Here is a 26,167-nt window from a genome sequence, read left to right as displayed (position 1 = left end):
CGATCGCGCACGGAAAGGGGCGAAAGGGGTTAAACATTCCTACGCTGTAATACAGAGCGTGCTCACGGTGACGGAATGCGAGGGCCTCCGGTGACGGGCGAGGGCGATACGCGGCTGCGGGCCGTGGTGGAGCTGGCGCAGGCGATGGCGGCCGCGCACACACCGCGCGAATCGGCGCATGCCGCGGCGCTGGGCGTGCGTCAGGCCCTGAACGGCTCCTTCGCGGCGATCTCGAAATGGGAGCGCGAGCTGGGAAAGCTGCGGGTGCTGGTCAACACGGGTGAACTCGCCGAGGGCGAGGAGGAGTTCCCGGACGACGAGAGCTACCCCGTCCATGAGTTCCCGGAGATCGTCGGCTTCCTGCACGAGCAGTGGGCGGGCGGCGGTGAGCCCAGCGCCTGGGTGGAGACCGCCGAGGGGCCGTTCGGCGGTCCGGTGACCGGGCCGCTGGACGAGGGCCCGGCCGGCGGCGGTGGCGGCAACCGCCAGCGGATGGCCGCGCTGCGCCGCCGCGGCCGGGGCTGCTGTGTGGTGGCGCCGATCGTGCTGCACGGGCGGGCCTGGGGTGAGCTGTATGTCGCGCGCCGGACGGGGGAGCCGGTGTTCGGCCGGGCGGACGCCGACTTCGCGAGCGTGCTCGCCGCGGTGACCGCCGCCGGGATCGCGCAGACCGAGCGGCTGGCGGAGGCCCGCCGGCTGGCCTTCACGGACTCCCTGACCGGTCTGGCCAACCGCCGGGCCGTCGACATGCGGCTGGACGAGGCGCTGGAGCTGCACCGCCGGGACGAGGTGGTGGTCAGCCTGGTGGTGTGTGACCTGAACGGGCTGAAGCGGGTGAACGACTCGCGCGGCCACGCGGTCGGCGACCGGCTGCTGGAGCGCTTCGGCTCGGTGCTGTCGCTGTGCGGTGCGATGCTGCCGGGCACCCTCGCCGCCCGGCTCGGCGGGGACGAGTTCTGTCTGCTGGCGGTGGGGCCGCCGGCCGACGAGGTGGTCAAGGTGGCCGGTGAACTGTGCGACCGGGCGGGGGAGCTGGACCTCGGTGAGGGGGTCGCGGTCGGGGTCGCCTCGACCGGTGATCCGATCGGGCCGGTGCGCAGCGCCCGCCGGCTGTTCCGGCTCGCGGACGCCGCACAGTACAAGGCCAAGGCGGCGCGGTCGGGTGAGCCGGTGATCGCCGGGCGGCACGGCGGCAAGGACGACCCGGTCGTCCGGCTCGCGGACGCCCCGGACCGGCGGTCGGGGCCGGAGCGCCGGCGCTTCCGGAGGTGAGGCGGTCTGCCCGTGCGCTACACCGGCCGGCGGCGGACTCCCGGGTAAGGGGTGATCGCGAAATCCGGTGGTGACATCCGGCGATTCAGTCTCTAGGGTTCCTGAATATGGATATGCACACTGTGGTGCTGGGGACGTCCGGCACGACCGCACAGGACGTCATCGCGGTGGCTCGCGGCGCGGCCCGGATCGAGCTGTCCGGGGAAGCCCTCGCGGCCGTCGCCGCCTCCCGCGCCTTCATCGACGAACTCGCCGCCAAGCCCGACCCCGTCTACGGCGTCTCCACCGGCTTCGGTGCCCTCGCCGTCCGCCACATCAGCCCCGAGCTGCGGGTCCAGCTCCAGCGCAACATCGTGCGTTCCCACGCGGCCGGGATGGGCCCGCGGGTCGAGCGGGAGGTCGTCCGCGCGCTGATGTTCCTGCGCCTCAAGACGCTGGCCTCCGGGCACACCGGCGTCCGTCCGCTCGTCGTCGAGACGATGGCCGCCCTGCTCAACGCCGGCATCACCCCCGTCGTCCACGAATACGGCTCGCTCGGCTGTTCCGGCGACCTCGCGCCGCTCTCGCACTGCGCCCTGGCGCTGATGGGGGAGGGCGACGCGGAGGGCCCCGACGGGGTGGTCCGCCCGGCCGCCGAGCTGCTGGCCGCGCACGGCATCGAGCCCGTCGAACTGCGCGAGAAGGAGGGCCTGGCGCTCCTCAACGGCACCGACGGCATGCTCGGCATGCTCGTGATGGCCTGCGCCGACCTCGCCCGGCTGTTCACCTCGGCGGACATCACCGCCGCGCTCTCCCTGGAGGCGCTGCTCGGCACGGACAAGGTCCTCGCGCCCGAGCTGCACGCCATCCGCCCGCACCCCGGGCAGGCCGCCTCGGCCGCCAACATGGCCAAGGTGCTGGCGGGTTCGGAACTCACCGGCCACCACCAGGACGACGCCCCGCGCGTCCAGGACGCCTACTCGGTCCGCTGCGCCCCGCAGGTGGCCGGCGCCGGCCGGGACACCCTCGACCACGCCCGGCGCGTCGCGGAGCGGGAACTGGCCGCCGCGGTCGACAACCCGGTGGTGCTGCCGGACGGCCGGGTCGAGTCCAACGGCAACTTCCACGGTGCGCCGGTCGCCTACGTCCTGGACTTCCTGGCCATCGCCGCGGCCGACCTCGGTTCCATCGCGGAGCGCCGCACGGACCGGCTGCTGGACAAGAACCGTTCGCACGGGCTGCCCGCCTTCCTGGCCGGTGACCCGGGTGTCGACTCCGGGCTGATGATCGCGCAGTACACCCAGGCCGCGCTGGTCAGCGAGCTGAAGCGGCTGGCCGCTCCGGCGTCGGTGGACTCCATCCCGTCCTCCGCGATGCAGGAGGACCATGTCTCGATGGGCTGGTCGGCGGCGCGCAAGCTGCGTACCGCGGTCGACAACCTGGCCCGGATCATCGCCGTCGAGCTGTATGCGGCGACCCGGGCCGTCGAGATGCGTGAGGGCCTGACGCCGGCGCCCGCCACCCGCGCCGTACTGGACGCGGTGCGCGAGGCCGGCATCCAGGGGCCGGGCGGGGACCGCTTCCTGGCACCGGACCTGGAGAGCGCGTACGCGTTCGTGCGGAGCGGGAAGCTGGTGGCGGCCGTGGAGCCGGTCACCGGCGCGCTGGACTGACGGCGGCCGGGCGCCGTCCGGGGTCCGTCAGCAGGTCTCGTCGCGGGTGCGGCGGACGGAGTAGCTGACCAGGCCGGCGCCGAACGCGAGACAGGCGGCGCCGGCGATCACATACGGCGTGGTGTCCGGGCTGCCGGTGTCGGCGAGGAAGTGCGGGGCGCCGGGGTGTCCGCCGGCGTCCGCTGTGCCGGTGTGCGAGGTGGCCGCCGCCGACCCGCCGCCGGTGTCCCGCACCCCGACAGCCGTACGACCGTCCGGGTCCGGTCCGGCCGGTGCGGACGCCATCCGCAGTGCCGGGCCCGACGCACCGTCAGCACCCGCTGTGGCGTTGGCGGAGGGCACGAACCACAGGGCGAACAGCACCGATCCCGCGGCCGCGGCGGTCAGCAGTGGTCGTCGTGCGGGCACGGAAGCGATCCCCCTTGTGGGTGCGGCGAATTGGCCGTTGACCGCAGATGTTAATGACCGCCGCGGGTCGCGGGGAAGTCGGGACCCGTCCATGCCTAACCTCCGTGCTATGAGCAATGGTGAGACATCACGTTTTGTGCGCCTTCATGTGGAATTGATCATGGAGGTCACCGACGCCGCCCGGCTGACCGGCGCCGCCGTCGGCCACATCGAAGGGGACCCCGCGCTGCCCGACGAGGAGCGCAGACAGTCGCTGGAGACGGTCCGGGAGGACCCGGCGGAGGCGCTGGCCCATCTGATCGACCCGTTCGACCTCGTCACCAAGGTGCCGGGCGCCGAACTCGCACAGGCCTCCTGGAGCAGCGAGGAGCTGACCGACTACGACCCGGACGCCGAGTGGGACGCGGCGGAGTGGGATCTCGCGGACGACGCCGACGGGGAGGGCTGACCGGCATTCCTGAGGGGTCACGGCCCCCGTACGGCTCCGCGCCGTACGGGGGCCGCGTGCGTTGCCGGGGCGCCGGGCAGTCGGGCCGGGCCGCCGGGCGCCGGTGCCGAGTGATCACCATTTGCCCGTTCCCATGGCATAAGTGGCCTTCCCCACACTTCGTGGAGGCATGGAACGGGCGAAACGGAAAAGGCGTTCCTATGGCGTCGGTCGGAATACCAGCGTCCAGATGAGCCGGCGTTCAGTTGGCTGCTCACTCGGGGAATCGTGCGGGAAGCGTGCGAAATCGGTAGCAATGGAGATACGTGTGATGACGGACAGCAAGCGCCGGAAGGGCCTTATAGCCAGCGCCGCGCTGCTCGGGGGCGTACTCACGCTGTCGGCGTGTGGCGGCAGTGTCGCGGCTGACCGAGGTGATGACGGCGCCGGCGCCGACCGGCACGAGAACAGCCGGCAGGTGGACGAGGCGGCCGCCAAGGACGCCTCCGACGCCCGGATCACGATCCTCCCGGAGGACGGCGCCACCGACGCCGGCCTCAACAGTGACGCGCGCGTCACGGTCAGCGACGGAACGCTCACCGACGTCACCATGACCTCGGTCGAGACCAAGAAGACCGTCGAGGGCACGCTCTCCGGCGACGGCAGTTCCTGGAAGCCGGACCAGCCCCTGAGTCGCTCGACGAAGTACAAGGTCACCGCGCACGCGGAGGACTCCCGGGGCCGCACGGCGGTGGAGAACTCCAGTTTCACCACCGTCGCCCCGGCGAACAGCTTCATCGGGAACTTCACGCCCGAGGACGGCTCGACCGTCGGGGTGGGCATGCCGGTATCGATCAACTTCGACAAGCCGGTCGAGAACAAGGCCGAGGTCGAGTCCGCGATCACCGTCTCGTCGAGCAGCGGCCAGCAGGTCGTCGGCCACTGGTTCAACGACAAGCGGCTGGACTTCCGCCCGCAGGACTACTGGAAGGCGAACTCCGAGGTCACCATGGAGCTCGGCCTGGACGGCGTCGAGGCCTCGCCGGGCGTCAAGGGCATCCAGAACAAGACCGTCAGCTTCCGGGTCGGCCATGCGCAGATCAGCACCGTCGACACCAAGGCGCACGAGATGACCGTGGTGCGGGACGGCCGGACCGTGAAGACCATCCCGATCTCCGCCGGCAGCGACGAGAACGCCACCTACAACGGCAAGATGGTCATCTCCGAGCGGTTCAAGCAGACCCGGATGAACGGCTCGACGGTCGGCTTCAAGAAGCACAACGGCAAGGGCGAGTACGACATCCCCGACGTGCCGCACGCCATGCGCCTGACGAGTTCCGGCACCTTCATCCACGGCAACTACTGGGGCAAGGGCATCTTCGGCAAGAACAACACCAGCCACGGCTGCATCGGCCTGGAGGACGCCAAGGGTGCCAAGGACGCCAAGACGGACGGCGCCTGGTTCTTCGACCACTCGCAGACCGGTGACGTGGTCGACGTCATCAACTCCCCGGACCAGAGCGTCAAGCCGGACAACGGCCTGAACGGCTGGAACATGGACTGGTCGCAGTGGGTGGCCGGCAGCGCGGTGCGGTGACGGCCGGCCGGAACGGGGCCGGCCGGCGCTCCGTACAGTGAGCGCGTGACTGAGCGCGGAGGAAAAGGGCGCGGCGGACCGTCGCCGTCGGCCGGTGAACTGGTCGGGCAGGTGCTCGGCAGCGTCCGTTACGCGCCGGACGGCGAGCGGGCCGAGGACGCCCTGGAGGCGGGCGCCTCGATGCTGGCCGCGGCCGAGGCCGGCTGGGCGGCGGTGAGCACGGCGGTGGTCGAGGCCGCCGTGGCGGGCGTACGGCAGTGCTGGGCGGGCGGCTGGCACCCCGCCGACCTGGTGCGGATCGTCCGGCGGGAGGCCTCCGGCGCCGCCCTCGTGGCGCTGGTCGTCGACGCCGTCGCGGCCGAGGCGGCCCGGCCGCCGGCCCGCCGCCCCGCTCCGGACCCGCGCTGGTCCGAGCAGCTGCGGCAGCTCGGCGCCGAGGTCTGGTGGCCCGCCGACACCGGCTACCTCGACGCCCTGGCCGGGCGCCGCCGCGCCACCCGCTTCGAGACTGCCTACGACGTGCTGGCGGCGCTGCGGCTGCTCGCCCGGCTGCCCCGCATCACCCCGCTGCCCGCCCTGCCGGCGCCCGGCGGCCGGAGCGGCCCGGCGGACGCCGCCGCGACACGTGCCCTCGGGCGAATCCGCGGTCTGCTCGCCAAGGCCGAGGCGACCGACTACGCCGAGGAGGCCGAGGCGCTGTCCGCCAAGGCGCAGGAGCTGATGGCCCGGCACAGCATCGACGAGGCGCTGCTCGACGGCCCCGAGGGCGGGACCGACGGCCCGTCGGCGGTCCGGATCGGCATCGAGGGCCCCTACGAACAGGCCAAGGCGCTGCTGCTCGACGCGGTCGCGGCCGCCAACCGCTGCCAGGCCGTCTGGGCCGCCGACGTCGGCTTCTCCACCCTCGTCGGCTTCGCCCCCGACCTGGAGGCGGCCGAAATGCTCTACACCTCGCTGCTGCTCCAGGCCACCACCGCGATGAGCCGCGCGGGCGACGCCCGCCACCACACGCTCAAGGAGCAGGGCGGCGTCCCCGTCACCCGCGGCCGCTCCCGCCGCACCCGGGACTTCCGGCAGACCTTCCTCGTCGCCTACGCCGACCGCATCCGCGACCGGCTCGCGGCGGCCACCGCCACCGCCACGGCCGCCGCCACCGCCGAGTCCGCCCCCACGGCCCCCGGCCTCCTCCCGGTCCTCGCCGCCCGCGCCCGCGCCGTCGAGCACACCACCGGCGCCCTCTTCCCGGACACCGCCCCGGTCCGCCTCCGCGGCATCCGCGACGCCGACGGCTGGCACCAGGGCAGAGCGGCGGCCGACCGGGCCCGGCTGGGGGAGGGGTGAGCGCGCGGACGACGGCCGGAACGCCGCGCGCCCTGCGCGCTCAGGGCGCGAAGTACGCCCCCGGTGGCACCCCGACCGCCCGCCGGAAGGCCGCGACGAAGGCGCTCGGGGAGGCATAGCCCACCCGCGCCGCCACCGCCGCCACCGTGGCGCCGCCCGCCAGCAGCGGCATCGCCGCCTGCAGCCGGACGCGGGTGCGCCACTGCCCGTACGGCATCCCGGTGTCCGCCACGAACGCCCGCGCCAGCGTCCGGCCGCTCGCGCCCACCCGGGGACCCCACTCCGCCAGCGTCCGCCCGTCCGAGGGGTCGGCGCGCAGCGCCTCCGCGACCCGGCGCGCCCGGGGGTCGTGCGGCATCGGCGCCTGGACCGTGGCCACCGACACCGGCCGCAGCTGGTCGAGGACCACCGCCTCGGCCCGTTCGCGCGGCGCCGGGTCCAGCGCGCTGTCCGATAGATACGAGATCAGCTCGCGCAGCAGCGGTGAGACGCCCACGACGGTGGGCGCCGACCAGGTCACCGGGCAGCGGTCCGGCAGGAAGTACAGGCTCCGGAACAGCGCCTGGCCCGGGGCGCCGGTGGCGTGCGCCGTGCCGGCCGGAATCCACAGCGCCATGGCCGGCGGCAGCACCCAGGTGGTGCCGGTGGCCCGTACGGCCAGAACTCCCCGCCGTGCCCAGGCCAGTTGATGGTGCTCATGGCGATGGCGGGCGAACCACTGCCCCCGGCTCATCGCGAAGCTCCCGACGACGACCGCCGCCCCGGCGGGCGGCCCCGGCGGCGCGACCTCCCCCTCCCGCCCGTCCGGCTCCGCCCCGCCGTCCGGCCGCTGCCCGCTGTCCGTTCCGCGATACAACATGTCCCCCTGTCGCGTGGTGGTCACCGCGGCCGCTCCCTACGCTCGCCGCATGACCTCCATGAATCGCTATCACCAGTGGTTGTGCAACTCCCGGATGTGGGCCCGCGCGGTCGCCACGGACCTGCTGCCCTGGGCGCTCGACGACGTACAACTGGGCGCCGAGACCCTGGAGATCGGGCCCGGCTACGGCGCCACCACGCGGGTGCTGGCGGGCCGGGACGGCAGCCGGCTGAGCGTCCTGGAGGTCGACGGCGGGTCGGCGGAGCGGCTGCGCGCGGAGTACGGCGACCGGGTCGCGGTCGTGCACGGCGACGGCTGTGCGATGCCCTTGCCGGACGGCGGTTTCGACACCGTCGTCTGCTTCACGATGCTGCATCATGTGCCGTCGCCCCGGCAGCAGGACGAGCTGTTCGCCGAGGCGTTCCGGGTACTGCGGCCGGGCGGTGTCTTCGCGGGCTGCGACGGCCGGGCGAGCTGGGGCTTCCGCCTCATCCACCTGAAGGACACCTACGTCCCGGTGCCGCCCGAGACCCTCCCGGACCGGCTGCGCGCGGCCGGCTTCCACACCCCCGGCATCAGCCTCCGGAAGGACTACTTCCGCTTCCGTGCCGTGCGTCCCTGAGCGGGCGGGGGACGGGACTTCGCGGATACGTCCTACGCCAGCAGACCGCGCTCCAGCGCCGTGATCACGGCCGCGGTCCGGTCCGACACCTCCAGCTTCTTGAACGCCCGCAGGAGATGCGTCTTGACCGTGGCCTCACCGATGAACAGCTCCCGGCCGATCTCGGCGTTGGTGAGCCCCTGGCTGACCAGCCGCAGCACCTCGCACTCCCGGACCGACAGCAGCGGCGCCTCCACCGCCCGCGCCCGGAACAGCTTGGGCGCCAGCGAAGGGGTCAGCACGGTGGCCCCGCGCGCCGCACCGTGCACCGCGTCGATCAGCTCCGCCCGGGAACTGCCCTTGAGCAGATAGCCCGCCGCGCCCGCCTCCACGGCGCGCAGGATGTCGGCGTCGTCCTCGTAGGTGGTGACGATGACGACCCGGGTGCGCGGCGACCGCCGCAGGATGTGCCCGGTGGCGGCCACCCCGTCCATCCCGCCCATCCGCAGATCGAGCAGCACCAGATCCGGTGTGAGCCGTTCCGCGAGGGTCACGGCCTCCTCGCCGGAGCCCGCCTGCCCGACGACCGCGATGCCCGGGTCGGATTCGAGCATGGCGCACAGGCCCTCGCGGACGACGGGATGGTCGTCCGCGAGCAGCACCCGTACCGCCGCCGTGTCCTCAACGCCCGTCACCCGCAACGCTCCTCATCCCTCGCCGGGGCTGTGCCCGTGAATGTGCCCGTGGCTGTCGCCGCTGTCGCCGCCGTCCGGTGTTCCGACGCTCCGGGCCGCGGCGCCGGCGGCCCGGCCGGCCGTTCCGCCGATCCGTCCAGGGGCACCTTCACCTCGACCGTGGTGCCCGCTCCCGGTGTGCTCACCACCCGCATCGCCCCACCGATCTCCGCCACCCGGGCCGCCATCCCGCGCAGCCCGAACCCACTGTCCTCGGCACCGCCGCCGGGCCCGTCCCGGCCGGGGGCCTCGTCCCGGCCGCCGTGCGCCGCACCGCCCGGCGTCCCCGTCCCCGCCGCCGTCGTGTCGAACCCGTCGCCGTCATCGGTGACGACGATCCCGACCTGCCCCGCGCCGTACCGCAGCACCAGATCCACCGCACGGGCACCGGCGTGCTTGCGCACATTGGTGCCGGCCTCCTGCGCGGCCCGCAGCAGAACGACGCTGACCGCCATCGGCAGCGGACGCTCGTCCCCCTCGACGGCGAACCGCGCCAGCAGCCCGGTCTGCGCGGCCAGCCCGTCCGCCTGCCGGCGCAGCGCCTGCGCCAGGGAACTCTCCCGCAGCGGGGCGGGCGTCCGGTCGGCGACAAAGGCACGGGCCTCCGCCAGGCTCTCCTCGGCCATCCGCCCGACCAGCGCGAGGTGCTTGCGGGCGGCGGCGGGGGCGTCCGCCACCTCCGCGTCGGCGGCCTGCACCAGGCTGATGATGCCGGTCAGGCTCTGCGCCAGGGTGTCGTGGATCTCCCGCGCGAGCCGCTCGCGCTCGGCGGCGATGCCGGCCTGGTGCGACAGCCGGGCCACCTGCGCGCGGTTCTGCCGCAGCTCCTCGATGAGTTCGGCGTGCTCCTTGTTCTGCCGTACCACCCTCTTGATCCACAGCCCGAGGAGCACGGACAGCGCGATCCCGAGCAGCGACGCCGGCAGCACGAACAGCACGAGCGGGGCCGTGGCGCCGCCCCGCAGCCACAGCAGCGTCACGGGGACGAGGTTTCCGAGCACGCCCGCCACGACGGCCGGCCGGGTGTCCAGGCTCATCATCAGCATCGGCACGATCGCGAACAGGGCGAACGCGCTGGTCAGATCGACCGCGGTGGCGATGCCGAACAGCGCGAACAGCCCTGCCGCGAAGCCGGAGTTCCGCCGGTCGCGCCCCTCACGGAGCATCAACGGCCGCCCGACCCCCGCGTACCAGGGCACGATCACGGTCAGCGCCCCGATCGCGATCAGCCGCCCGGTCTGCGGCACGGCGGAGGTGAACACCAGCCCCGTGGTGACCAGATAGCAGATCACGAAGTAGCTGTCCCACAGCCCGAACCAGCGCATCCGTGTCTCGGGCGCGCGCCGCGCCTCACGCGTCACCGTGTCCCTCTCCCCGCATCCGAACGGCCCCGCACCGGGGCGCGGGCGCCCCGTGCCGCCGCGCCCCAGTCCTATCACCCTGCCGCACCCCGTCCGCCGTGGTGTCCACCGGCCGGTGGACAGCGAATCCACCGGCCGGTCGTACCCCGGCAACAAGGCCCCGCCATAACGTCGTTGACGGCGGTCCGGAGCGATGCACGAATATCCCGGAATCCGCTGGAGCAGAAGACCTCGCGGCATTGCGGAAAGGCCCCGGAATTCCATGAACAACCTCAGTCAGTTCGCTCTCGCGCTGATCGCCAGCGCCAGCATTCTCACCCTCATCCTGGCGACCGACCTGGGCCGCCGCCGGGTCACGAATATGCGGATGCTGCGTTCCGTACTCGCGGTCGCCGTCATCATCGCGCTCTTCGTGCATTCCTTCCCGACCTCGGGAAACGCCCCGTCCTTCCAGCTCATCGGGGTCGGCGTGGGAGTGATCTGCGGACTGGTCGCGGGCGCCCTGCTCCCCGCCCACCGCGGCGCCGACGGGCAGATCTACACCACCGGCGGATTCGGCTACGCCCTCGTCTGGATCGTCCTCTCCAGTGCCCGGGTCCTTTTCGCCTACGGTGCCGAGCACTGGTTCGCCGAGGGCCTGATCCGTTTCAGCATCGAGAACGAACTGAGCGGCCCGGACGTCTACGCGAACGCCTTTGTCTTCATGTCACTTGCCATGGTCCTCACCCGCACCGCGGTACTGGTCGCCAAGCGCCGCCGCATCCGCCGTGCGTCCGTGGAACCGGCCCCCGCGGGGGAGCGGCCGGCCACGGTCTGAGGGCCGCGGGGCAGCGGCGCCGCCGGTCCGGGTCCGCCCGGTCCGGTCAGGCCGGCCCGGCCACCCGCGCCTCGCCGCGGAACACCTGCGCCGTATGCCAGCGGATGTGCTTGGGGGCGACCCGGGCACATCCGCTCTGGGGCCCGGTCAGCGGCCGCCCGGTGAGGGCGAGCACCTGCGTACGGGCCGCGGTGCCGTGGCCCACGAACTCCCGGGACACCGCGATCCGCCGCCCGGCGTCCAGGCCGAGCACACCCCGGTCGAACAGCTTGTGATGCAGCGAGCACAGGCACAGACAGTTGGCCAGGTCGTCCGGCCCCTGGAAGGCCCACCACTGGACATGGGCGGCCTCCAGCCCGACCGGCACCCGCCCGATCGACCCGTCGAACCCGCAGAAGGCGCAGCGGTACTCGTAGGCCACCAGCACCTGACGGCGCAGCTCGGCGGCGCGCCGCCGCCCGGGCGCCGGTCCGGCGGCGCGGGGTGCCGCCTCCGCCGGTTCCAGGTCGAGTCCGACGGCTGCCGTGATGTCCGGGTGGATCGAGGGCGGGAAGTGGCTGTCCAGCAGCAGCTGTGCGAGCCGCCCGAGCAGCGCCGGTTCCGTGGACAGCGCCGCCCGCAGGCCCGGGACCAGCTGCCCCCGCGCACCGCTCTCCCGCAGCACCCGCACCCCGGTACCCGGACTGGTCTCCCCGGTATCGGTGCGTACCTCCCAGACGCCGTCACTGACGAGATGGTGGAAGGGGTAGGCGGGCGACGTCCGGTGCGCCGGGCCGTAGTCCTGCAGCAGTTCGTGCAGATCACGCTCGATGTCCGAGTAGCGCATCGCGTCGTCGGGCCGCCGCTGGAACCGCCCCAGCGCGTAGAGCAGCAAGAGGGGTTTGTGCGGTGCGCGTGTCCCGTTGTGCGTCCACTGACGCAGGTTTCCCACCCGCTCGATCCACTCCATGACAGGCGACTGTAGGGCGGGCCGTGCACCCGGGCCGAAGCGGGACCTCGATGATTGAACGGCGGCTGTGGGCCGGACGTACAGATAACGGCGGCCTGAATCCCCGGTTCCGGTCCGTCCTGCCACCACCGGGCCCCGCACGGAAGGACCTTCGGGTTGCCGCACGACACGCGCCTCAGCCAGCCGCCGCACACGCAGAAGCCCACCGAACCCGACGCCGACGCTGCCACCGATGCCGCCACCGACGCCGCCACCGATGCTGATGACTCGCCTCAAGTCCCAGCTCCGGACGGGGCCGTGACCCCGGACGAGGCCGCGGACGAGACCGTGACCCCGGACGTGACCCCGGACGAGACCCCGGACGAGACCCCGGACGAGGACGCGGCTGCGAACGAAGCCGCGAACGAGGCCGTGGCCGGAGCCGAGGAAGAGGACACGGAGGCCGCCGTGGCGGGTGACCGCCGGCGGGACCGGCACCCGGCCCTCGCCCGGGCGATGGGCCGGACGGTCACCGTGCTGGCCGCCGTCCTGGTGCTCGCCGCGCTCCTGCTGCCGAACCAGCTCGGCCGCCTCACCCCCGGTGAGTTCCTGCGCATCCCCGTGGAGGGGATCTTCGGTGCGGCCCTGCTGCTGCTCCTGCCGCCGAGGGCGCGGCGGGTGGCGGCGGTGGCCGCCGGCGTGGTCCTCGGCCTGCGGACCCTGCTGAACTGCCTGGACATGGGCTTCTACTCGGTGCTCGCCCGCCCCTTCGACCCGGTCCTCGACTGGGTCCTGTTCGAGGACGCCGAGTCGTTCCTCAGGGACTCGATAGGCCAGGCGGGCGCGCTCGGTGCCGTGATCGGTGTCGTGGTCCTCGTGCTCGCCCTGCTCGCCTTCATGACGCTGGCGGTCGTCCGGCTCAGCCGCCTGATGGTCCGGCACAGCGCCGTGGCGACCCGTACCACCCTCGTGCTCGGCACCGTCTGGATCACCTGCGCGGCGCTCGGCGTGCAGCTCGCCGGCGTCCCGGTCGCCTCCACCAACACGGCCGACCTCTTCCAGGACAGCGCCCAGCGGCTGCGGGCGAGCCTGACCGACCAGCGGGTGTTCGCCAAGCAGGCGCGCGTCGACGCCTTCCGCGACACCCCGCCCGACCAGCTGCTGACCGGGCTGCGCGGCAAGGACGTCCTCTTCACCTTCATCGAGAGCTACGGCCGCAGCGCGATCGAGGACCCGGCGATGGCCTCGCAGGTCGACTCGGTGCTCAAGGACGGGACCAAGCGGCTGCGGAAGGCCGGGTTCGACTCGCGCAGCGGCTGGCTCACTTCGCCCACGGCGGGCGGCGGCAGCTGGCTGGCCCACTCCACCTTCCTGTCCGGCCTGTGGATCAGCAACCAGCAGCGCTACCGCACCGTCACCTCCAGCGACCGCATGCCCCTCACCGACGCCTTCAAGCGCTCCGGCGCCTGGCGGACGGCCGGCATCATGCCGGGCGTCACCCGCTCCTGGCCCGAGGGCAGGTTCTACGGCCTCGACCACGTCTACGACACCCACCATCTCGGCTACAAGGGCCCGCAGTTCAGCTGGTCACGGGTGCCCGACCAGTACAGCCTGTCGGCCTTTGAACGCCTGGAGCACGGCAAGCGGCACGACAAGCCGCTGATGTCGGAGATCATCCTCGTCTCCAGCCACAACCCCTGGGCGCCCATCCCCAAGATGATCGGCTGGGACGAACTCGGCGACGGCTCCGTCTACCACGGCATCAAGAAGGCCGGTAAGGACCCCAAGGAGGTGTGGAAGGACCCGGCGAAGGTGCGCACCGAGTACCGCCGCGCCATCCAGTACTCGCTGCACAGCCTCATCTCGTACATGGAGAAGTACGGCAACAAGAACACCGTGCTCGTCTTCCTCGGCGACCACCAGCCCGTCCCCACCGTCACCGGCGAGCACGCGAGCCGGGACGTACCGGTCGCGCTCGTCGCCCACGACCCCGCCGTGCTCGACCGCATCTCCGGCTGGGGCTGGCAGAAGGGTCTGAAGCCCGGCCCGAAGACCCCGGTCTGGCGCATGGACACCTTCCGCGACCGCTTCCTCACCGCCTACGGGCCCCGGCCGGGCGCCTCGAAGCCGTCCGGGCCGTCACATTGACGGGCCGGGCGGCCGGTGGGGGAGACCGTACGGGCCGGGGAAAGCGGTGCCGTACCGACCGGCGAGAGCCGTGCCGTACGGACCGGCGGGAGCCGTGCCGTACGGGCGGTCAGACCCCCGCCGTCAGCCCGTCGATCATCCGGTCGAGAAGGCGGTCGAACACGGCCTGCGGTGCCGAGTCATGGCTCGGCACCGCCAGCGCCCGCGCGAGATGGGGATACCGGCCCTCGGCGGCGACGGACCGGAGGTAGCGGTCCTGCGCCTCCAACAGCTCGCCGGAGGCGCGGGCACCGGCCTCGACCGCCCGTTCCTGGGCGAGTTCATAGGAGACATGGCTGGACACGAACCCGGTGAGCAGGCTGAAGGTCTCCAGCCGGGCCGCGGCCTCCAGGTCGACGGGCGCGAGGACGGCGAGCGCGTACTCCAGGGCGGCGAGCGCGTTCGGGCCGAACGTCTGCCGGGCCGAGAGCGCGCCGGGCAGCCACGGATGGCGCCGCATGATCACGCGCTGCTCCTGGGCGAACTGCCGCAGGTCGGCCCGCCAGTCGCCGGACGGCTCCGCCGGCAGCCGGTGATCGCCGCTCACCTGGTCGATCATCAGCTCCAGCAGCGTCTCCTTGTTGGGGACATAGCTGTAGAGCGACATCGTTCCGGCCCCGACCCGGCCCGCGACCGCGCGCATGGTGACCGCCCCGAGCCCCTCGGCGTCGGCGAGGGCGACGGCCGCCTCGGTGATCTCGGCACGGCTGTGCGCCGGCGGCCGCCCCCGCCGCGGGCGCTCCGCCCGCGACCAGAGCCGCTCGGGGTCCACACCGGCACTGCGTCCGGACGAGCCTGTACGGGGCACGGCAACCTCTCCTCACTCCTGGCGGCCATCCAATCACCCCCGCCCCGCGCACCGGAGACGAGCCGAACGGGACGCCGGGACCCGCCTGCCGGACGCCCGCCTGCCGAGGAGCACGGAGGCCGGGTCCGGGTCCCGGTCGCTACCCTCCTCTCGCCAACGACCTTGACCGCAGGGGGAGCTGACCGTGCGCGACGCCGTCGTGCCGACGTCCACCCCTCAGCCCCCGTCCCTCACCTCTGAGCCGTGGGCCGCACCACCACCTCGCTCACATCCACCCCGTCCGGCTGCTCGACGGCGAACGCGATGGCGCGCGCGATCGCGTCGGGCGGCATCGCGATCTCGTCCCGCATCCTCGTGATCTCCGCCCTGACCCGGGAGTTGCTCGACGCCTCGGCGAATCCGGTGTCCGTCATCCCGGGCGAGACGGTGGTCACCCGCAGGGAATCCCCGGCCTCCTGACGCAGGCCCTCACAGATCGCCCGGACCGCGACCTTGGTCCCGGCGTACACCGCCATGGACGGCACGACGCGAAAGGCGGCCGTGGAGGCGACGGTGACGAAATGCCCGGTGCCCTGCGCCCGGAACACCGGCAGCGCAGCGGCGATCCCGTGCAGAACGCCCTTCACGTTCACCTCGACCATCTGGTCCCACTCCTCGACCCGCAGATCATCAAGCGGCGAGATCGTCCCGGCCCCCGCGTTGCCGACCAGCACATCGAGCCGCCCGAAGCGCTCACCCGCCAGCGCGACCAGCGCACGCAGATCGTCCCGCCGGGTCACATCCGTACGCCGCTGCACGGCCACCCCACCCGCCTCCTCGATCCGCGCCACCAGCTCCGCCAGCCGCTCACTCCGGCGCGCACCGAGCACGAGCCGCGCCCCACGCTCGGCGAGCAGCAACGCGGTCGCCTCCCCGATACCGCTGCTGGCGCCCGTGATCGCCACGACCTTGCCTGCCATTCCGGACATCAGGAATTCCCTTCGTTCTCCACAGCGGGGCAGGAGGCGGCGGCCCGGCGCCGCGAGGTGTGCGAACGGCCGTCGAAGGCCGCGGCGCACCACCTGACGGCGGGTCCCGGACGGCAGTCGGCCGGTCGGCCGGACGCCGGCGCACCGCCCGCCCGGGCCCTCGGCACGCTCACCGCCTCCACTGGGGCACGAGTCTCCGCCGGTCTTAGCCTGGTATCCAGAATCCACTTATTCTGGAACTGAAGGTGCCATGCCACTGCGACCGGACCAACGCCGACAGCTGGGCGCGTTCCTGCGCAGCCGACGGGAACGCCTCACCCCGGACCAGGTCGGCCTCCCGCGGACCGCGCGCCGCCGCACGCCGGGACTGCGCCGGGAGGAACTGGCGCTCCTGGCCGGCATCAGCGCCACCTGGTACACGTACCTGGAGCAGGGGCGCCAGATCCGCCCCTCCGAGCAGGTTCTGACCTCCCTGGCCGCGGTACTGCGCCTCGACCGCCACGAGCGCGCCCATCTCCTCCGTCTCGCCGGCCACCCGCCGACGGACGAACCCGAGGACCACGAGCCGCTCACCCCCGAGGCCGCCGCCGTGCCCCTGCTGCTCCAGCCCCACCCCGCGTACATCATCGGCGGCACCTACGACGTCCTCAGCCACAACCAGGCGGCCGCAGCCCTCTTCCCCCGCCTCATCGGCGACGAGCCGCGGCGCCCGCCCAACTTCGTCCGCTGGGTATTCCTCGAACCACTGGCCCGGGAGGTCGTCGTCGACTGGGAACCCGAAGCCCGCGGCCTGCTCGCCCGCCTCCGGGCCCAGGCCGGACGCCACCCCACCGACCCCCGCCACACCCGCCTCATCGACGAGCTGACCGCACACAGCCCGGAAGCACGCGCATGGTGGCCCCAGCACGACGTCCAGGCCCGCCACAGCGGCCGCAAACGCCTGCGCCCCCCGGGACGCGACCCGGTCACCTACACCTACACCGCCTTCCACCTGGCCGGACAACCGGAACAGACCCTGGTGGTCTACGCCGAGGACAGCACGGAACCGGCCCCCTCCAAGTGACCCCGAGGGACTCCCGCTCCCGTCACCCGGCCGGGAGTTCGGCCTCGATGAGGTCGGCCGCCCGCCGGGTGCCGCCCTCGGTGGCCATCTCCCGCTGAATGGCCGCGAGGCGGTGCGCCACGTCCGGGTCCTCGACGAGCGCCAGCACCGCCGCACGAAGGGTGGCGGCGTCCGCCTGGTCCATCGGAACGTGCCGGGCCACCCCGAGCCCCTGGAGCACGTCCGCGTTGCCGAACTGGTCGGCGGCCTGCGGAACGGCCACCATGGGCGTGGCGGTGGCCAGCCCCTCCTGACTGCCGCCCGCACCGGCGTGCGTGATGAAGGCGTCGGCCTTCTTCAGAATCGCCAACTGCGGTACCCAGTCGCGCACTTCGACGTTCTCCGGAATCTCCCCGAGATCCCCGGCCGTGACGTGCTTGCCCACCTGGAGCACGACGTGCCAGCCCGGCAGCCCGCCGAACGCCGCCACGCACTCGCGGTAGAAACCTGGCTGCTTGGTGAACGACGAGCCGAGCGAGACCAGCAGCACCCGCTCGGCACCCGCCGGCCGCTCCCAGTCGCCCTGCGCGGCACGGTCCCCCTGGCAGGCGCCGACAAACGAGTGCACCTTCTCGTCCACCCGCCCGGCGTTCGGCTGCAACGCCCTGGGGATCAACACGACGGACCGGCGGGGACGCCCGACGAACGGATCGGGATGCTCCGAAACCCCGTTCTCCACAAGCCAGTCGGCGAACTTCGCGTAGTACGCCCTCCCCCGCTCGGTCGCCCGGGCCTCCGCCCACATCGGCTCGGCGACCTCCTCCTCATACCCCTCCCACGCCACGAGGTTCGGCGACAGGGAAACCGCCGGAACCCCCCACCGATGAGCAAGGACACGCGCCGGATACGAGGTGATGTCATGCAGCGCAAGATCCGGCTCATCCCCCCGATAAGCCTCGCTGAGCTGCGGCAACACCTGGATCGCGTCATCCAGGAACGGTTCCACGTTGTCGAGGAGCGTCGTCCCCCACGCTGACGGGTCATCATCCGGCGACGGCAACGTCGTCCGGTACAACACCGGCTCGGCACCGGTCTCGGCCACCTTCTCCGCAAAAATCCGGGGAATCGCATAGGTAACCCGATGCCCACGCGCAACAAGCTCGCGGATCACCTCAAGACTCGGGTTCACATGCCCATGAGCAGCGATGGAGAACATGGCGATATGGGCGCGCTGGGTGTACTCCGGGGTCGTCATGGCTCCACGGTAGACGAGACGATACGTATCGTGCAATCCAAGTTCGTCGAGCGGTAGAGCACCTTGGCCCGCTAGAGGCGACTTGGGCCCACCGGAATTGCGATGCCGGCGGGAGACGCGCCTGCACGTTTGGTGGCGCCGGTTGCACCTGTGGCATCCCGCCACGGAGCGAGGCCTCCATATGGATGAATCACGACAAGGTTGCACTTCCAGCTAGTCCACCCCGTCTGTGACTCAGACGTCCTACCGTGGCCGTCACGCACAGCAATCAGGGGGGATTGTGAGTACGCCACAGCCGCCGCAGAAGCCGCCGCATCCGGATGACGTGCTCGCGTTTCACAATGGGGACACCTTGGAGAACATCCCCGTCATTCCTGACACGACAGCTCCTCAGCGCCCACGATTTCCTTGGAAGGCGACGCTGGCCGGGGGAGTGGCTGCTGCCGTCATCGGTGTCGGGCTGGCTCTGTTCCTGCACAGGCCGACGGGCCCGAGCCGTAGTGCAGACGGGAAGGTGCTCCCGCGAACAACAGCCAGCGCCACGGGCCCCGGACATGGAAACGCCAGTGCCCCGTCTTCCCCTTCGTTGACTGCGGCGCCGTCCCGCTCGGTGAGCGCTTCTCCGCCATGCCTCCGGGTGACGTACAAGACGCCCGGCGGTCCGGCCGGCTGCAAGCCGAAGGAAGGGATCTGTGTCGCCGGCGCCCCTTGGCATGTAGCGGACATTGAGGGGCTGTGTCGCGGCCCCGCGCCTCTCCAGGCCATTCACATCATCTCGCAGCCGGCTACAGGCGGGGACCCCGGTGCCAGCTACTGCCTCGCATGGGCGGGCAGCAGCGACGGCGTAGGGAAGGACGCCACCCTTCTGATGAACGCAGCGGGTTATCAGTGTGGTGCCTACTTGGTCGGCTCAGACGGACAGGCAATCCATGCGGACGGAACGTCCGTCTTCTCGGACACTCCTCAGCCCTGCGCGGAGTCCTACCCGGGCACCAGAATGACCTACCCCGGCGTCCTGGACTTTCCGAACGACGGCGGGGCGCAGCCTCCTTCGTATGTCTGCGTCACCGAGAACACCGGTGCGTGAGGCGCAGCGGTGCCATCACGCTGCGCCCGCTCACCCGCCGACGTCAGCCCATGCTGTTTTCGCTAACCGCCTGGACGGTAGTCAGCAACGAGGCGCTGCTGTTTCCGATGCGTTCCCGAAGAACCCGTTGAACCACAAGGAATCGGGTTCCCCGGAGTCCGCTCCAGCAAGTCAGGGGTATGCCCGCCGAGCCTGGTGAATCCTGCTCTGAAGCCTCCGGCCTGTTTCTGACCGATGGCAGGATCGGCGTATGTCTGAGTTCAGTTGGCCTGCTGCCTCGGAGGTGCCGGAGGCCGGGGAAGTGCTCCGGAGCTGGGACGCCACGGTCGCCGCGCTGCCCGTGGGCTCACACGTCAGTGGGCGCGTTATTGGCCGTCAGCCCTTTGGGGTCTTCCTTCGCATCGACGGGGTGCCCAGCATCAGAGGGCTTGCCGAGATCACGCGCATGCCGGCGGGCTTGGAACTGCCCAAGGTAGGAGCCGAAGTGGTGGGGGTGGTCGTATGGCACGTCGAGCACAACCACCAAATCAAGATCGAGCTCGACGAGTGGTCCCGCCAGGTGTGACGTGCTGGGCTGCCCGGGGTCGCATGAGGACCGACGGGAAATACGGCGGCGGTTCAACGCGTCCTTCACGGCACGCGAGTCAGCCACGGGAAGCCGCTCCCGCTGCAACTCCTGCCCGCCTCCGGCCCTCCAGCACCCGTCACCTGTCCACATCGAGGATGCGCGGGTCCGGCCACGTGGTGATGAGGATGTCCAGGGCCGAGTAGACCTCAAGGCACGAGAGGTAGCCGTCGGTGGCGAACAGGAGCACTCCCGCTGCCGGTATCCCGCCATCGACGGGGAACGAGGCTGAGGCCACCACCTCGTTGCCCACGGAGGCGGGAAGAGCGGCTGAACGGTCGACCACGAGATCCACCGTCGCGCAGCCACAGCCACAGCGCCTTCCCACCGTGGTGTGCGGAAGCTGGCGAAGCAACTCCTCCCGGCCTTCCACCCCCGGCCGAAGAAGTGCTTCGATGATCGCCGTGACGCCGGCAGGAAGGGACGGTCGCTCAGTCATCCGTAGGTCACCCCCACCAGGTCGTCCTATCTCCTGATCCCGCAGCCCCGTTGGTTCCTGTCGAGGTAATGCTGGTGACTTCGGTTGCTTGCAACGTTGTGCGTGCTCCGCGGGAAGGTCTTGGTTGAATCGCGTCAGCAAGGCATCAAGCCCGTCTCGCCGGGAGGGCAAGGCACATGCATGAACGTGAGCTCATTATCAATGAACTTGCCCAGGGGATGCGCCCCATTCCGCAAGGCGTTGCATGGTTCGCAGGTCTTGCGGAGGACGAGCAGCGTCTGGTGCTGCGGGAGCTGACGCTGTTCTGCCTACAGGCACGTGCCACACAGCAGGACGCCGAGGAAGCCCTCGCGCGCTCCGGGATGCGCCGCGTTTCTTATGGTGTTGATGGTCGTTGAGCAGTGCATGGCGGATCTGGTTGAGCGGTTGGTGCCGGATGAGTTGTGGGTCTTGTTCCGGCGGGTGGTGCCGCCGACGGAAGTGAAGCGTCCGCAGGGCGGAGGCCGGCGCCGAGCGGGTGACCGTGAGGCGCTGGCGGCGATCGTGTTCGTCGCTACGTCGGGCTGTACCTGGAGGCAGTTGCCTCCTGTGTTCGGTCCGTGCTGGCAGACGGTCTACCGGCGTTTTGCCCAGTGGAGCCGAGACCGGGTCTGGGCCCGGCTCCACCGTGTCGTCCTCGATGAGCTCGGGGTCAGAGGCGAGCTGGACTGGTCGCGATGCGCGATCGACTCCGTCAGCGTCAGGGCGGCAAAAGGGGGCCTTTGACGGGACCGAATCCGACCGACCGCGGCAAGCTGGGATCGAAAATCCACCTGGTCACGGACCGGAACGGACTGCCGCTGTCCTTGGGAATCTCCGGCGCGAACATGCACGATAGCCAGGGTCTTGAGCCGCTCGTCCGCGGCATTCCGCCCATCCGTTCCCGCCGTGGCCTGCGCCGTCGGCGACCGGCGAAGCTGCATGCCGACAAGGGCTACGACTACGACCACCTGCGCCGATGGCTCTGCAAGCGTGGCATCCGGCACCGCATCGCCCGCAAGGGCATCGAGTCCTCGCAGCGGCTCGGCCGCCACCGTTGGGTCGTCGAGCGGACCGTTTCCTGGCTCGCCGGCTGCCGCCGACTCCACCGCCGCTACGAGCGCAAAGCCGACCACTTCCTCGCCTTCGTCGGCATAGCCGCAGCCCTCATCTGCCACCGCCGCCTCACCAAATAAAACGACGTCTAAGCACCAGCCTTGCGCCACCTGAGCGCTTCTTCTCGCGCTGCACTGGCCAGAGCTAGCGCAGCCTCCACAGGAAGCGACAGCCGGAGTATTCCCGAGCCATCAGTTGTTGTCGATGCCGTCGACGTGACCTTGGTTGTGTCGATGCCTGCCTCATCCATGGCCCCCTTCAGCTCCGTCGCAGCGTCCACCGCGCTCCGCCAGCCGGCCACGTAGTCCACCCCACGTACCCACATCCAGCCGTCCGGTTCCAGAGCCTCGTCGTCGAAGTCCGGGTCCATCGGATCGTGCTGCACAGAACCTCACTCCCAGAAGCAGTAGTTGAGCACCTGGGCCACCCGCCCACCGGTCACGGGCATGACAGCGGCCCCAGTACCATCGGCACTGGGGTCCGCGAGGGCTCCGGACCGGACCACCCCGGTTGCTGTCCAGGCGAGGGGTGGTCCGGTCTCACATGTCTTGGGTCAGCCGTTGTCAGGGGTGCTGATGACGACAAGCGGCACGACTATCGCCGCCCAGAAGGCCACGATCAGAACGCTGAATAATCGCTGTCTCACAGGCACTCACCATCCGTTGGCGTCATGCGCCAGAACCGTGTGACGGTCTCGCGGTACCCGCGGTGCGAGGGATGCTGGCCGATATGCGAGAAGGCCCAGTTGCGTGCCGTCTCGAACTCTTCCGAGGGGTCTGCTGCGGCGTCGCAGGACATGCACTCCAACTCGTGCACCATCTCGGGGGCTTCCGGAGCGGTCTCCGGTCCCATAGTCCATCTGAGATAGCGGAAGACGGACCTGGTCACAGCCCGCTCCTGCTTTGAGCGTTGAGTTCTGCTACTCGTGAGCTCAGATCGTCACAGGAGCCGAGTGCACGTAGATCCTCCGGACGTGCGTCCCATTCGATCCCGCCTTGGGGCGGACGCAGTTGCACGTGCGACCACATGACGTCCATGACCCGACCGACTCGGCCGCTCCTGGTGTCCAGCGTCAAAGTGCCCACCGCAGGTGCTTTCTTGTCGCTCATGCAAGGAGGATCACGGCGACGCCCAGGACGTAGGAACCTCGCCCAAAACCCATTTTGGGACGTCCCAGAGGAGGTAGAACGTCCCTAGCAACGTCCCAACTTCCAGGGAGAGACTGCGGATGCCGAACGAGAGGCTTCGAGCCGCCATGGCAGCCGGAGGGTGGACCATGCCACCCTCGCAGCCAGGGCCCAGGTGGACCCCAAGTCCGTTGAGCGGTGGGTCAACTTGGGCCGGACCCCGCGACGGGCGACGGCCCTGCTGGCGGCCGAGACGTTAGGAGAAGACGTGCATGCACTTTGGCCGGCGCTCAGGCAAGCACGCTCTGCCCGCGCTGTCAGCTCTGAGCTGGTCGCGTTGTACGACCAGCGGGCGGACGTTCCCGTATCCACGTTCACGGACATGTTGGCGGAGGCCCGCGAGAAAATCGACGTACTCGTCTACGCGGCCGTCTTCCTGCACGAGGGGTTTCCCCGCCTGAACGATCTGCTCCGTGAGCGGGCCGCCAAAGGGTGCTCCGTCCGCATCGCGTTGGGTGATGCGGAGAGCGAAAACGTGCGGCAGCGCGGTGAGGAGGAACGGTTCGGGCACGGCATCGAATCGCGTTGCCAGCTCGCTCTCATGCACTACCGGCCGCTCCTCGGGGTACCCGGAGTCGAGATCCGGACCCACGGAACCACGCTGTACAACTCCATCTACCGGGCGGACGATCAGCTCCTGGCCAATGCCCATGTCTGGGGCGTGAACGCCTATGGGGCACCGGTATGGCACCTTCGTCGCAACGGGGATGGTGGCATCTTCGACACCTACGCCCAGAGCTTCGACGCGGTTTGGACGACGGCGAAGCCCGTACCCGAGGAGTGAACCCTGTCGCGCACCGAGTATTACGACGATCCCGATGCCCCCGAGCCCAACAGCCTCGTCGTTGCCGCTTCAGCTGTGGTGACCGACGACGAGGGCCGCATTCTGCTCCAGCGACGCCGGGACAACGACCTCTGGGCCCTGCCCGGCGGCGGCATGGAGATGACCGACTCCCTTCCGGGCACCGCGGTCCGGGAGGTCAAGGAAGAGACCGGGCTGGATGTGGAGATCACGGGGCTGGTGGGCACGTACACCGATCCCCGTCACGTGATCGCCTACACGGACGGGGAGGTACGGCGGCAGTTCAACGTGTGCTTCACCGCTCGTCTCGTCGGAGGGCAGCTTGCCATCTCGGACGAGTCCACGGAGCTGCGGTTCATCCACCCCGATGAGATCGGCGATCTCCCGATGCACCACACGCAGCAGCTCCGTATCCGGCACTTCCTGGAGCATCGGGAGAGCCCCTACCTGGGGTGACGCGGCTCGCAACGGGGGCAGTCGTCGGTCGGCGCAGGCGCGATGCCCGTTGGGCAGGACAGTCCCCAGTTCGCCTCCGACGGCACTTAGCTTGACCGCTGTCCCGGCGAATCTGTCAGGCCGTGTGATCCGATCAGCTTTCCGCGGAGTGAGGCGAGTCTTTGCTGCGGCTCCCAACGGAATGGATGGGAAGGTGCCTTGAACTTAAAGGCGGCGCAGAACCTGTGCCTCCGCCCGCTCGACAAGCGTACGGCCGTATGCGTGCACGAGGGAGAGATGGAAGAGGGACGGCGCCAATGGTGCCCAGCGGTGGATGCGGTTGGTCCGCAGCATGTATTTGACCACCGTTGCCGGCCGGAAGGGAACGTAGTCGATGGTCTGGTGCTCCCAGCGATCGGCGACACCCCGGCTGATACGCGCTTGTAGATCCGCGCTCGAGAGGTCCTTCAGCCTGGCATGGAAGTGACCACTCCAGTGGCGCTTGTCTATGTCCAGGACGAAGGCCAGCAAATCGAGAGAGTATTCGTGGGGCTCCAAGGACAATTCCTCCCGCATTCCGCGACGAGCCACCGCGTGCAGGTCCGGTGCGCTCCGGCCCGAAGAGTCGATGTGCCTCGAAAGGCCCTCGTTGACGGAGGAGTTCCAGACGCCCGGTGCCATACGCACCCGGTTGCTGCGTTGGCTCACGACGAGCATGTCGTCGGCGGTGACCACGGCGACGTTGACGGCGAAGCTGCACTGGAGAAAGGACGGAGCTGTCAGTGGTTCGTCGGGATTCAGATAGCGGGTCCGGGGCGTGGTGCCGTCAGAGAGCCTACGGTCCAGTTGCTGAGCGGCGAGGAACGTGTAGTAGTCCGTAGGGCGCAGCCTCAGGTGAATTTCGGGCGTCTCGTCGAGAGGGGTGCGGGAGATGTCGAAAGACTCTACGGCGTAGCGAGGACCGTTCCACAGAGGCGTGCGTCCCTCCGCCCGCAATCGCTCGCTCTCTTCGGCGATTTCGTCCCGCCAGTCGGCCATATCCGGTGGCAGAACCACCTCTTCGTCGAGCACTTGGACGTTGATGGCTGCCGGGGGCACCGGAGACGATCCGTCGCCTTCGACGATCAATGCGGAAGTCCGCAGGGGCCCGAGCGAGAACGTCTGCCAGACGGGCCCCGACTCCTCCCGCCGTCGCATGGCGTGAATCGCGGTCGTGGAGCGCTTGCGCAGTCGGTACCAGGTGTCCTGCAGCGGCTGTTGGAACAGCACGGCGCAGATCATGCCGAGCACGGCACCCACCAGTCCGTTGGCAACATCGATTCCGTCCATGCCAGAGACGGTAAGGATCTTGACGCTTCCGGGAGGCCGTAGTGCCTCATCCGTTACCCGGTGGCCGGCTGGCCGGTTGCGTCGCGTGGGCTACTCCTCCGTGGCTTCCGGCGCAGGCGCAATGCCCGTCGGGCACGACCGGCCCCAGTTCGTCTCTGACGGGTCACTTAGCTTGACCCCCGTCCCCCCGATCCCGCAGTACCCCGTCGGGTTCTTGTCGAGGTACTGCTGGTGGTAGGCCTCCGCCGGGTAGAAGGGGCGGCCGGTGGCGGGGAGGATTTCGGTGGTGATGTCGTGGTGGCCGGCGTTGTGGAGGACGGGGCGGTAGGCGTCGCGGGAGGCTTCGGCGGCCTGTTGCTGGGCGGGGGAGTGGGTGTAGATGGCCGAGCGGTACTGGGTGCCGACGTCGTTGCCCTGGCGGAAGCCCTGGGTGGGGTCGTGGGACTCCCAGAAGAGCTTCAGGAGCGTCGTGTACGGGACGACGGACGGGTCGTAGACGACGCGGACGGCCTCGGTGTGGCCGGTGTGGCCGCTGCAGACCTCTTCGTAGGTGGGGTTCGGGGTGTGGCCGCCCTGATAGCCGACGAGGGTGGTCCAGACGCCGTCGGTCTGCCAGAACTTCCGCTCGGCGCCCCAGAAGCAGCCCAGGCCGAAGTCGGCGGTCTCCAGGCCGTCCGGGTACGGGCCGAGCAGCGGGTTGCCGAGGACGGTGTGCCGGCCGGGGACGGCGAAAGCCCGCTCGGGGCGGCCTTCGAGCGCCTCCTCCGGGGTGGGGAGGTGGTTCTTGAAGCGGGAGAACAGCATGTGGATCAGTCTCCTGGGAGGGCGGGCGGACCGGGGGTGTGGTGACAAGCGACGTGTGGTGCCAAGGG

General features: G+C 70.7%; 25 protein-coding genes and 1 pseudogene. 14 read left to right on the top strand and 12 right to left on the bottom strand.

Features of this window, described 5'->3' with window-relative positions:
- The first annotated feature begins 75 nt into the window (after nucleotides 1-75).
- Together ACGFN2_RS09175 and hutH are read left to right on the top strand one after the other, a co-directional pair.
- The gene (locus ACGFN2_RS09175; RefSeq protein WP_362612619.1) at nucleotides 76-1,272 is read left to right on the top strand and encodes a diguanylate cyclase domain-containing protein; all 1,197 of its coding nucleotides are present in this window, start codon (nucleotides 76-78) and stop codon (nucleotides 1,270-1,272) included.
- Between the two features lie 107 nt (nucleotides 1,273-1,379).
- Nucleotides 1,380-2,924, top strand: coding sequence for a histidine ammonia-lyase (gene hutH / locus ACGFN2_RS09170; RefSeq protein WP_393358744.1), 1,545 nt, complete (start codon nucleotides 1,380-1,382; stop codon nucleotides 2,922-2,924).
- A 27-nt stretch (nucleotides 2,925-2,951) separates the two neighbouring features.
- On the opposite strand, the gene ACGFN2_RS09165 is transcribed toward hutH, so the two are convergent.
- Nucleotides 2,952-3,332: a hypothetical protein gene (locus ACGFN2_RS09165; RefSeq protein WP_393358742.1), complete on the bottom strand. Its 381-nt coding sequence runs from the start codon at nucleotides 3,330-3,332 to the stop codon at nucleotides 2,952-2,954.
- A 160-nt stretch (nucleotides 3,333-3,492) separates the two neighbouring features.
- On the opposite strand from ACGFN2_RS09165, the gene ACGFN2_RS09160 reads away from it, so the two are divergent.
- From ACGFN2_RS09160 to ACGFN2_RS09150, 3 genes are all read left to right on the top strand, one after another.
- Nucleotides 3,493-3,780: a hypothetical protein gene (locus ACGFN2_RS09160; RefSeq protein ID WP_362612612.1), complete on the top strand. Its 288-nt coding sequence runs from the start codon at nucleotides 3,493-3,495 to the stop codon at nucleotides 3,778-3,780.
- Between the two features lie 310 nt (nucleotides 3,781-4,090).
- A complete protein-coding gene (locus ACGFN2_RS09155) occupies nucleotides 4,091-5,356 on the top strand; it encodes an Ig-like domain-containing protein (protein WP_362612609.1) in 1,266 nt (421 codons plus the stop codon).
- A 111-nt stretch (nucleotides 5,357-5,467) separates the two neighbouring features.
- Nucleotides 5,468-6,697 (top strand): DUF2786 domain-containing protein, encoded by a 1,230-nt coding sequence (locus ACGFN2_RS09150; protein ID WP_393359030.1) that lies wholly within the window; start codon nucleotides 5,468-5,470, stop codon nucleotides 6,695-6,697.
- A 40-nt stretch (nucleotides 6,698-6,737) separates the two neighbouring features.
- Here ACGFN2_RS09150 and ACGFN2_RS09145 read toward each other — a convergent pair whose 3' ends face one another.
- On the bottom strand, nucleotides 6,738-7,580 hold the full coding sequence (locus ACGFN2_RS09145) for an AraC family transcriptional regulator (protein ID WP_393358739.1): 843 nt from the start codon (nucleotides 7,578-7,580) through the stop codon (nucleotides 6,738-6,740).
- 25 nt (nucleotides 7,581-7,605) lie between these two features.
- Between ACGFN2_RS09145 and ACGFN2_RS09140 the strand changes: the two genes are divergently transcribed.
- Entirely contained in the window at nucleotides 7,606-8,178 is a 573-nt protein-coding gene (locus ACGFN2_RS09140; protein WP_362612603.1) for a class I SAM-dependent methyltransferase, read from the top strand.
- Between the two features lie 32 nt (nucleotides 8,179-8,210).
- Here the strand turns inward: ACGFN2_RS09140 and ACGFN2_RS09135 are convergent, their stop codons facing one another.
- On the bottom strand, nucleotides 8,211-8,852 hold the full coding sequence (locus ACGFN2_RS09135; protein WP_362612602.1) for a response regulator transcription factor: 642 nt from the start codon (nucleotides 8,850-8,852) through the stop codon (nucleotides 8,211-8,213).
- Nucleotides 8,849-10,252, bottom strand: a complete 1,404-nt coding sequence (locus tag ACGFN2_RS09130; protein ID WP_393358736.1) for a sensor histidine kinase — start codon at nucleotides 10,250-10,252, stop codon at nucleotides 8,849-8,851. The genes ACGFN2_RS09135 and ACGFN2_RS09130 overlap by 4 nt, the downstream gene beginning before the upstream one ends.
- A gap of 262 nt (nucleotides 10,253-10,514) precedes the next feature.
- On the opposite strand from ACGFN2_RS09130, the gene ACGFN2_RS09125 reads away from it, so the two are divergent.
- On the top strand, nucleotides 10,515-11,069 hold the full coding sequence (locus ACGFN2_RS09125) for a hypothetical protein (protein ID WP_362612598.1): 555 nt from the start codon (nucleotides 10,515-10,517) through the stop codon (nucleotides 11,067-11,069).
- Between the two features lie 46 nt (nucleotides 11,070-11,115).
- Here the strand turns inward: ACGFN2_RS09125 and ACGFN2_RS09120 are convergent, their stop codons facing one another.
- The gene (locus tag ACGFN2_RS09120; protein ID WP_393358733.1) at nucleotides 11,116-12,018 is read right to left on the bottom strand and encodes a phosphorothioated DNA-binding restriction endonuclease; all 903 of its coding nucleotides are present in this window, start codon (nucleotides 12,016-12,018) and stop codon (nucleotides 11,116-11,118) included.
- A gap of 156 nt (nucleotides 12,019-12,174) precedes the next feature.
- Between ACGFN2_RS09120 and ACGFN2_RS09115 the strand changes: the two genes are divergently transcribed.
- The gene (locus tag ACGFN2_RS09115) at nucleotides 12,175-14,145 is read left to right on the top strand and encodes a sulfatase (RefSeq protein WP_393358731.1); all 1,971 of its coding nucleotides are present in this window, start codon (nucleotides 12,175-12,177) and stop codon (nucleotides 14,143-14,145) included.
- Nucleotides 14,146-14,254: 109 nt separating this feature from the next.
- On the opposite strand, the gene ACGFN2_RS09110 is transcribed toward ACGFN2_RS09115, so the two are convergent.
- Both ACGFN2_RS09110 and ACGFN2_RS09105 read right to left on the bottom strand, forming a co-directional pair.
- A complete protein-coding gene (locus tag ACGFN2_RS09110; protein WP_393359028.1) occupies nucleotides 14,255-14,956 on the bottom strand; it encodes a TetR/AcrR family transcriptional regulator in 702 nt (233 codons plus the stop codon).
- 266 nt (nucleotides 14,957-15,222) lie between these two features.
- Complete coding sequence (locus ACGFN2_RS09105; protein ID WP_362612592.1) at nucleotides 15,223-15,960, bottom strand: SDR family oxidoreductase; 738 nt, start codon at nucleotides 15,958-15,960, stop codon at nucleotides 15,223-15,225.
- A 250-nt stretch (nucleotides 15,961-16,210) separates the two neighbouring features.
- On the opposite strand from ACGFN2_RS09105, the gene ACGFN2_RS09100 reads away from it, so the two are divergent.
- On the top strand, nucleotides 16,211-17,023 hold the full coding sequence (locus tag ACGFN2_RS09100; protein WP_393358729.1) for a helix-turn-helix transcriptional regulator: 813 nt from the start codon (nucleotides 16,211-16,213) through the stop codon (nucleotides 17,021-17,023).
- Between the two features lie 22 nt (nucleotides 17,024-17,045).
- Here ACGFN2_RS09100 and mgt read toward each other — a convergent pair whose 3' ends face one another.
- On the bottom strand, nucleotides 17,046-18,257 hold the full coding sequence (gene mgt, locus ACGFN2_RS09095) for a macrolide-inactivating glycosyltransferase (protein WP_393358727.1): 1,212 nt from the start codon (nucleotides 18,255-18,257) through the stop codon (nucleotides 17,046-17,048).
- Nucleotides 18,258-19,594: 1,337 nt separating this feature from the next.
- Here mgt and ACGFN2_RS09090 point away from each other — a divergent pair.
- Nucleotides 19,595-19,909 carry a hypothetical protein gene (locus ACGFN2_RS09090; protein WP_362612584.1) on the top strand — a complete coding sequence of 105 codons (315 nt, stop codon included), beginning with the start codon at nucleotides 19,595-19,597 and terminating at the stop codon, nucleotides 19,907-19,909.
- Between the two features lie 139 nt (nucleotides 19,910-20,048).
- On the opposite strand, the gene ACGFN2_RS09085 is transcribed toward ACGFN2_RS09090, so the two are convergent.
- Nucleotides 20,049-20,408, bottom strand: a complete 360-nt coding sequence (locus tag ACGFN2_RS09085) for a hypothetical protein (RefSeq protein ID WP_393358725.1) — start codon at nucleotides 20,406-20,408, stop codon at nucleotides 20,049-20,051.
- Between the two features lie 176 nt (nucleotides 20,409-20,584).
- Between ACGFN2_RS09085 and ACGFN2_RS09080 the strand changes: the two genes are divergently transcribed.
- Nucleotides 20,585-20,806: a DUF5958 family protein gene (locus ACGFN2_RS09080; protein WP_393358723.1), complete on the top strand. Its 222-nt coding sequence runs from the start codon at nucleotides 20,585-20,587 to the stop codon at nucleotides 20,804-20,806.
- A gap of 7 nt (nucleotides 20,807-20,813) precedes the next feature.
- A protein-coding gene (locus tag ACGFN2_RS09075; RefSeq protein WP_393359026.1) for an IS5 family transposase occupies nucleotides 20,814-21,622 on the top strand; the annotation gives its coding sequence in 2 pieces (ribosomal slippage) (nucleotides 20,814-21,161 and nucleotides 21,164-21,622; 807 coding nt in all).
- A gap of 8 nt (nucleotides 21,623-21,630) precedes the next feature.
- Here ACGFN2_RS09075 and ACGFN2_RS09070 read toward each other — a convergent pair.
- Nucleotides 21,631-21,912, bottom strand: coding sequence for a hypothetical protein (locus ACGFN2_RS09070; protein ID WP_362609655.1), 282 nt, complete (start codon nucleotides 21,910-21,912; stop codon nucleotides 21,631-21,633).
- Nucleotides 21,913-22,770: 858 nt separating this feature from the next.
- Here ACGFN2_RS09070 and ACGFN2_RS09065 point away from each other — a divergent pair.
- Together ACGFN2_RS09065 and ACGFN2_RS09060 are read left to right on the top strand one after the other, a co-directional pair.
- A pseudogene (locus tag ACGFN2_RS09065) lies at nucleotides 22,771-23,513 on the top strand (XRE family transcriptional regulator).
- Nucleotides 23,514-23,516: 3 nt separating this feature from the next.
- Nucleotides 23,517-23,987, top strand: coding sequence for an NUDIX domain-containing protein (locus tag ACGFN2_RS09060; protein WP_362609659.1), 471 nt, complete (start codon nucleotides 23,517-23,519; stop codon nucleotides 23,985-23,987).
- 204 nt (nucleotides 23,988-24,191) lie between these two features.
- On the opposite strand, the gene ACGFN2_RS09055 is transcribed toward ACGFN2_RS09060, so the two are convergent.
- Together ACGFN2_RS09055 and msrA are read right to left on the bottom strand one after the other, a co-directional pair.
- Complete coding sequence (locus ACGFN2_RS09055; protein ID WP_362609654.1) at nucleotides 24,192-25,295, bottom strand: hypothetical protein; 1,104 nt, start codon at nucleotides 25,293-25,295, stop codon at nucleotides 24,192-24,194.
- A gap of 90 nt (nucleotides 25,296-25,385) precedes the next feature.
- Nucleotides 25,386-26,099, bottom strand: coding sequence for a peptide-methionine (S)-S-oxide reductase MsrA (gene msrA / locus ACGFN2_RS09050; protein ID WP_393358720.1), 714 nt, complete (start codon nucleotides 26,097-26,099; stop codon nucleotides 25,386-25,388).
- Nucleotides 26,100-26,167 lie beyond the last annotated feature (68 nt).

The sequence above is a fragment of the Streptomyces sp. NPDC048612 genome, from assembly GCF_043199295.1.
GTDB lineage: Bacteria > Actinomycetota > Actinomycetes > Streptomycetales > Streptomycetaceae > Streptomyces.
This window is presented reverse-complemented; position numbering and strand designations above follow the sequence as displayed.

What these genes read in the sequence shown, in the direction of transcription:
- msrA (WP_393358720.1), bottom strand. Translation starts at nt 26,099, where the DNA reads ATGCTGTTCTCCCGCTTCAAGAACCACCTCCCCACCCCGGAGGAGGCG.
- ACGFN2_RS09105 (WP_362612592.1), bottom strand. Translation starts at nt 15,960, where the DNA reads ATGTCCGGAATGGCAGGCAAGGTCGTGGCGATCACGGGCGCCAGCAGC.
- ACGFN2_RS09140 (WP_362612603.1), top strand. Translation starts at nt 7,606, where the DNA reads ATGACCTCCATGAATCGCTATCACCAGTGGTTGTGCAACTCCCGGATG.
- ACGFN2_RS09080 (WP_393358723.1), top strand. Translation starts at nt 20,585, where the DNA reads ATGCATGAACGTGAGCTCATTATCAATGAACTTGCCCAGGGGATGCGC.
- ACGFN2_RS09100 (WP_393358729.1), top strand. Translation starts at nt 16,211, where the DNA reads ATGCCACTGCGACCGGACCAACGCCGACAGCTGGGCGCGTTCCTGCGC.
- ACGFN2_RS09070 (WP_362609655.1), bottom strand. Translation starts at nt 21,912, where the DNA reads ATGGACCCGGACTTCGACGACGAGGCTCTGGAACCGGACGGCTGGATG.
- ACGFN2_RS09090 (WP_362612584.1), top strand. Translation starts at nt 19,595, where the DNA reads ATGTCTGAGTTCAGTTGGCCTGCTGCCTCGGAGGTGCCGGAGGCCGGG.
- ACGFN2_RS09155 (WP_362612609.1), top strand. Translation starts at nt 4,091, where the DNA reads ATGACGGACAGCAAGCGCCGGAAGGGCCTTATAGCCAGCGCCGCGCTG.
- ACGFN2_RS09160 (WP_362612612.1), top strand. Translation starts at nt 3,493, where the DNA reads ATGGAGGTCACCGACGCCGCCCGGCTGACCGGCGCCGCCGTCGGCCAC.
- hutH (WP_393358744.1), top strand. Translation starts at nt 1,380, where the DNA reads ATGGATATGCACACTGTGGTGCTGGGGACGTCCGGCACGACCGCACAG.
- mgt (WP_393358727.1), bottom strand. Translation starts at nt 18,257, where the DNA reads ATGACGACCCCGGAGTACACCCAGCGCGCCCATATCGCCATGTTCTCC.
- ACGFN2_RS09085 (WP_393358725.1), bottom strand. Translation starts at nt 20,408, where the DNA reads ATGACTGAGCGACCGTCCCTTCCTGCCGGCGTCACGGCGATCATCGAA.
- ACGFN2_RS09175 (WP_362612619.1), top strand. Translation starts at nt 76, where the DNA reads ATGCGAGGGCCTCCGGTGACGGGCGAGGGCGATACGCGGCTGCGGGCC.
- ACGFN2_RS09125 (WP_362612598.1), top strand. Translation starts at nt 10,515, where the DNA reads ATGAACAACCTCAGTCAGTTCGCTCTCGCGCTGATCGCCAGCGCCAGC.
- ACGFN2_RS09055 (WP_362609654.1), bottom strand. Translation starts at nt 25,295, where the DNA reads ATGGACGGAATCGATGTTGCCAACGGACTGGTGGGTGCCGTGCTCGGC.
- ACGFN2_RS09120 (WP_393358733.1), bottom strand. Translation starts at nt 12,018, where the DNA reads ATGGAGTGGATCGAGCGGGTGGGAAACCTGCGTCAGTGGACGCACAAC.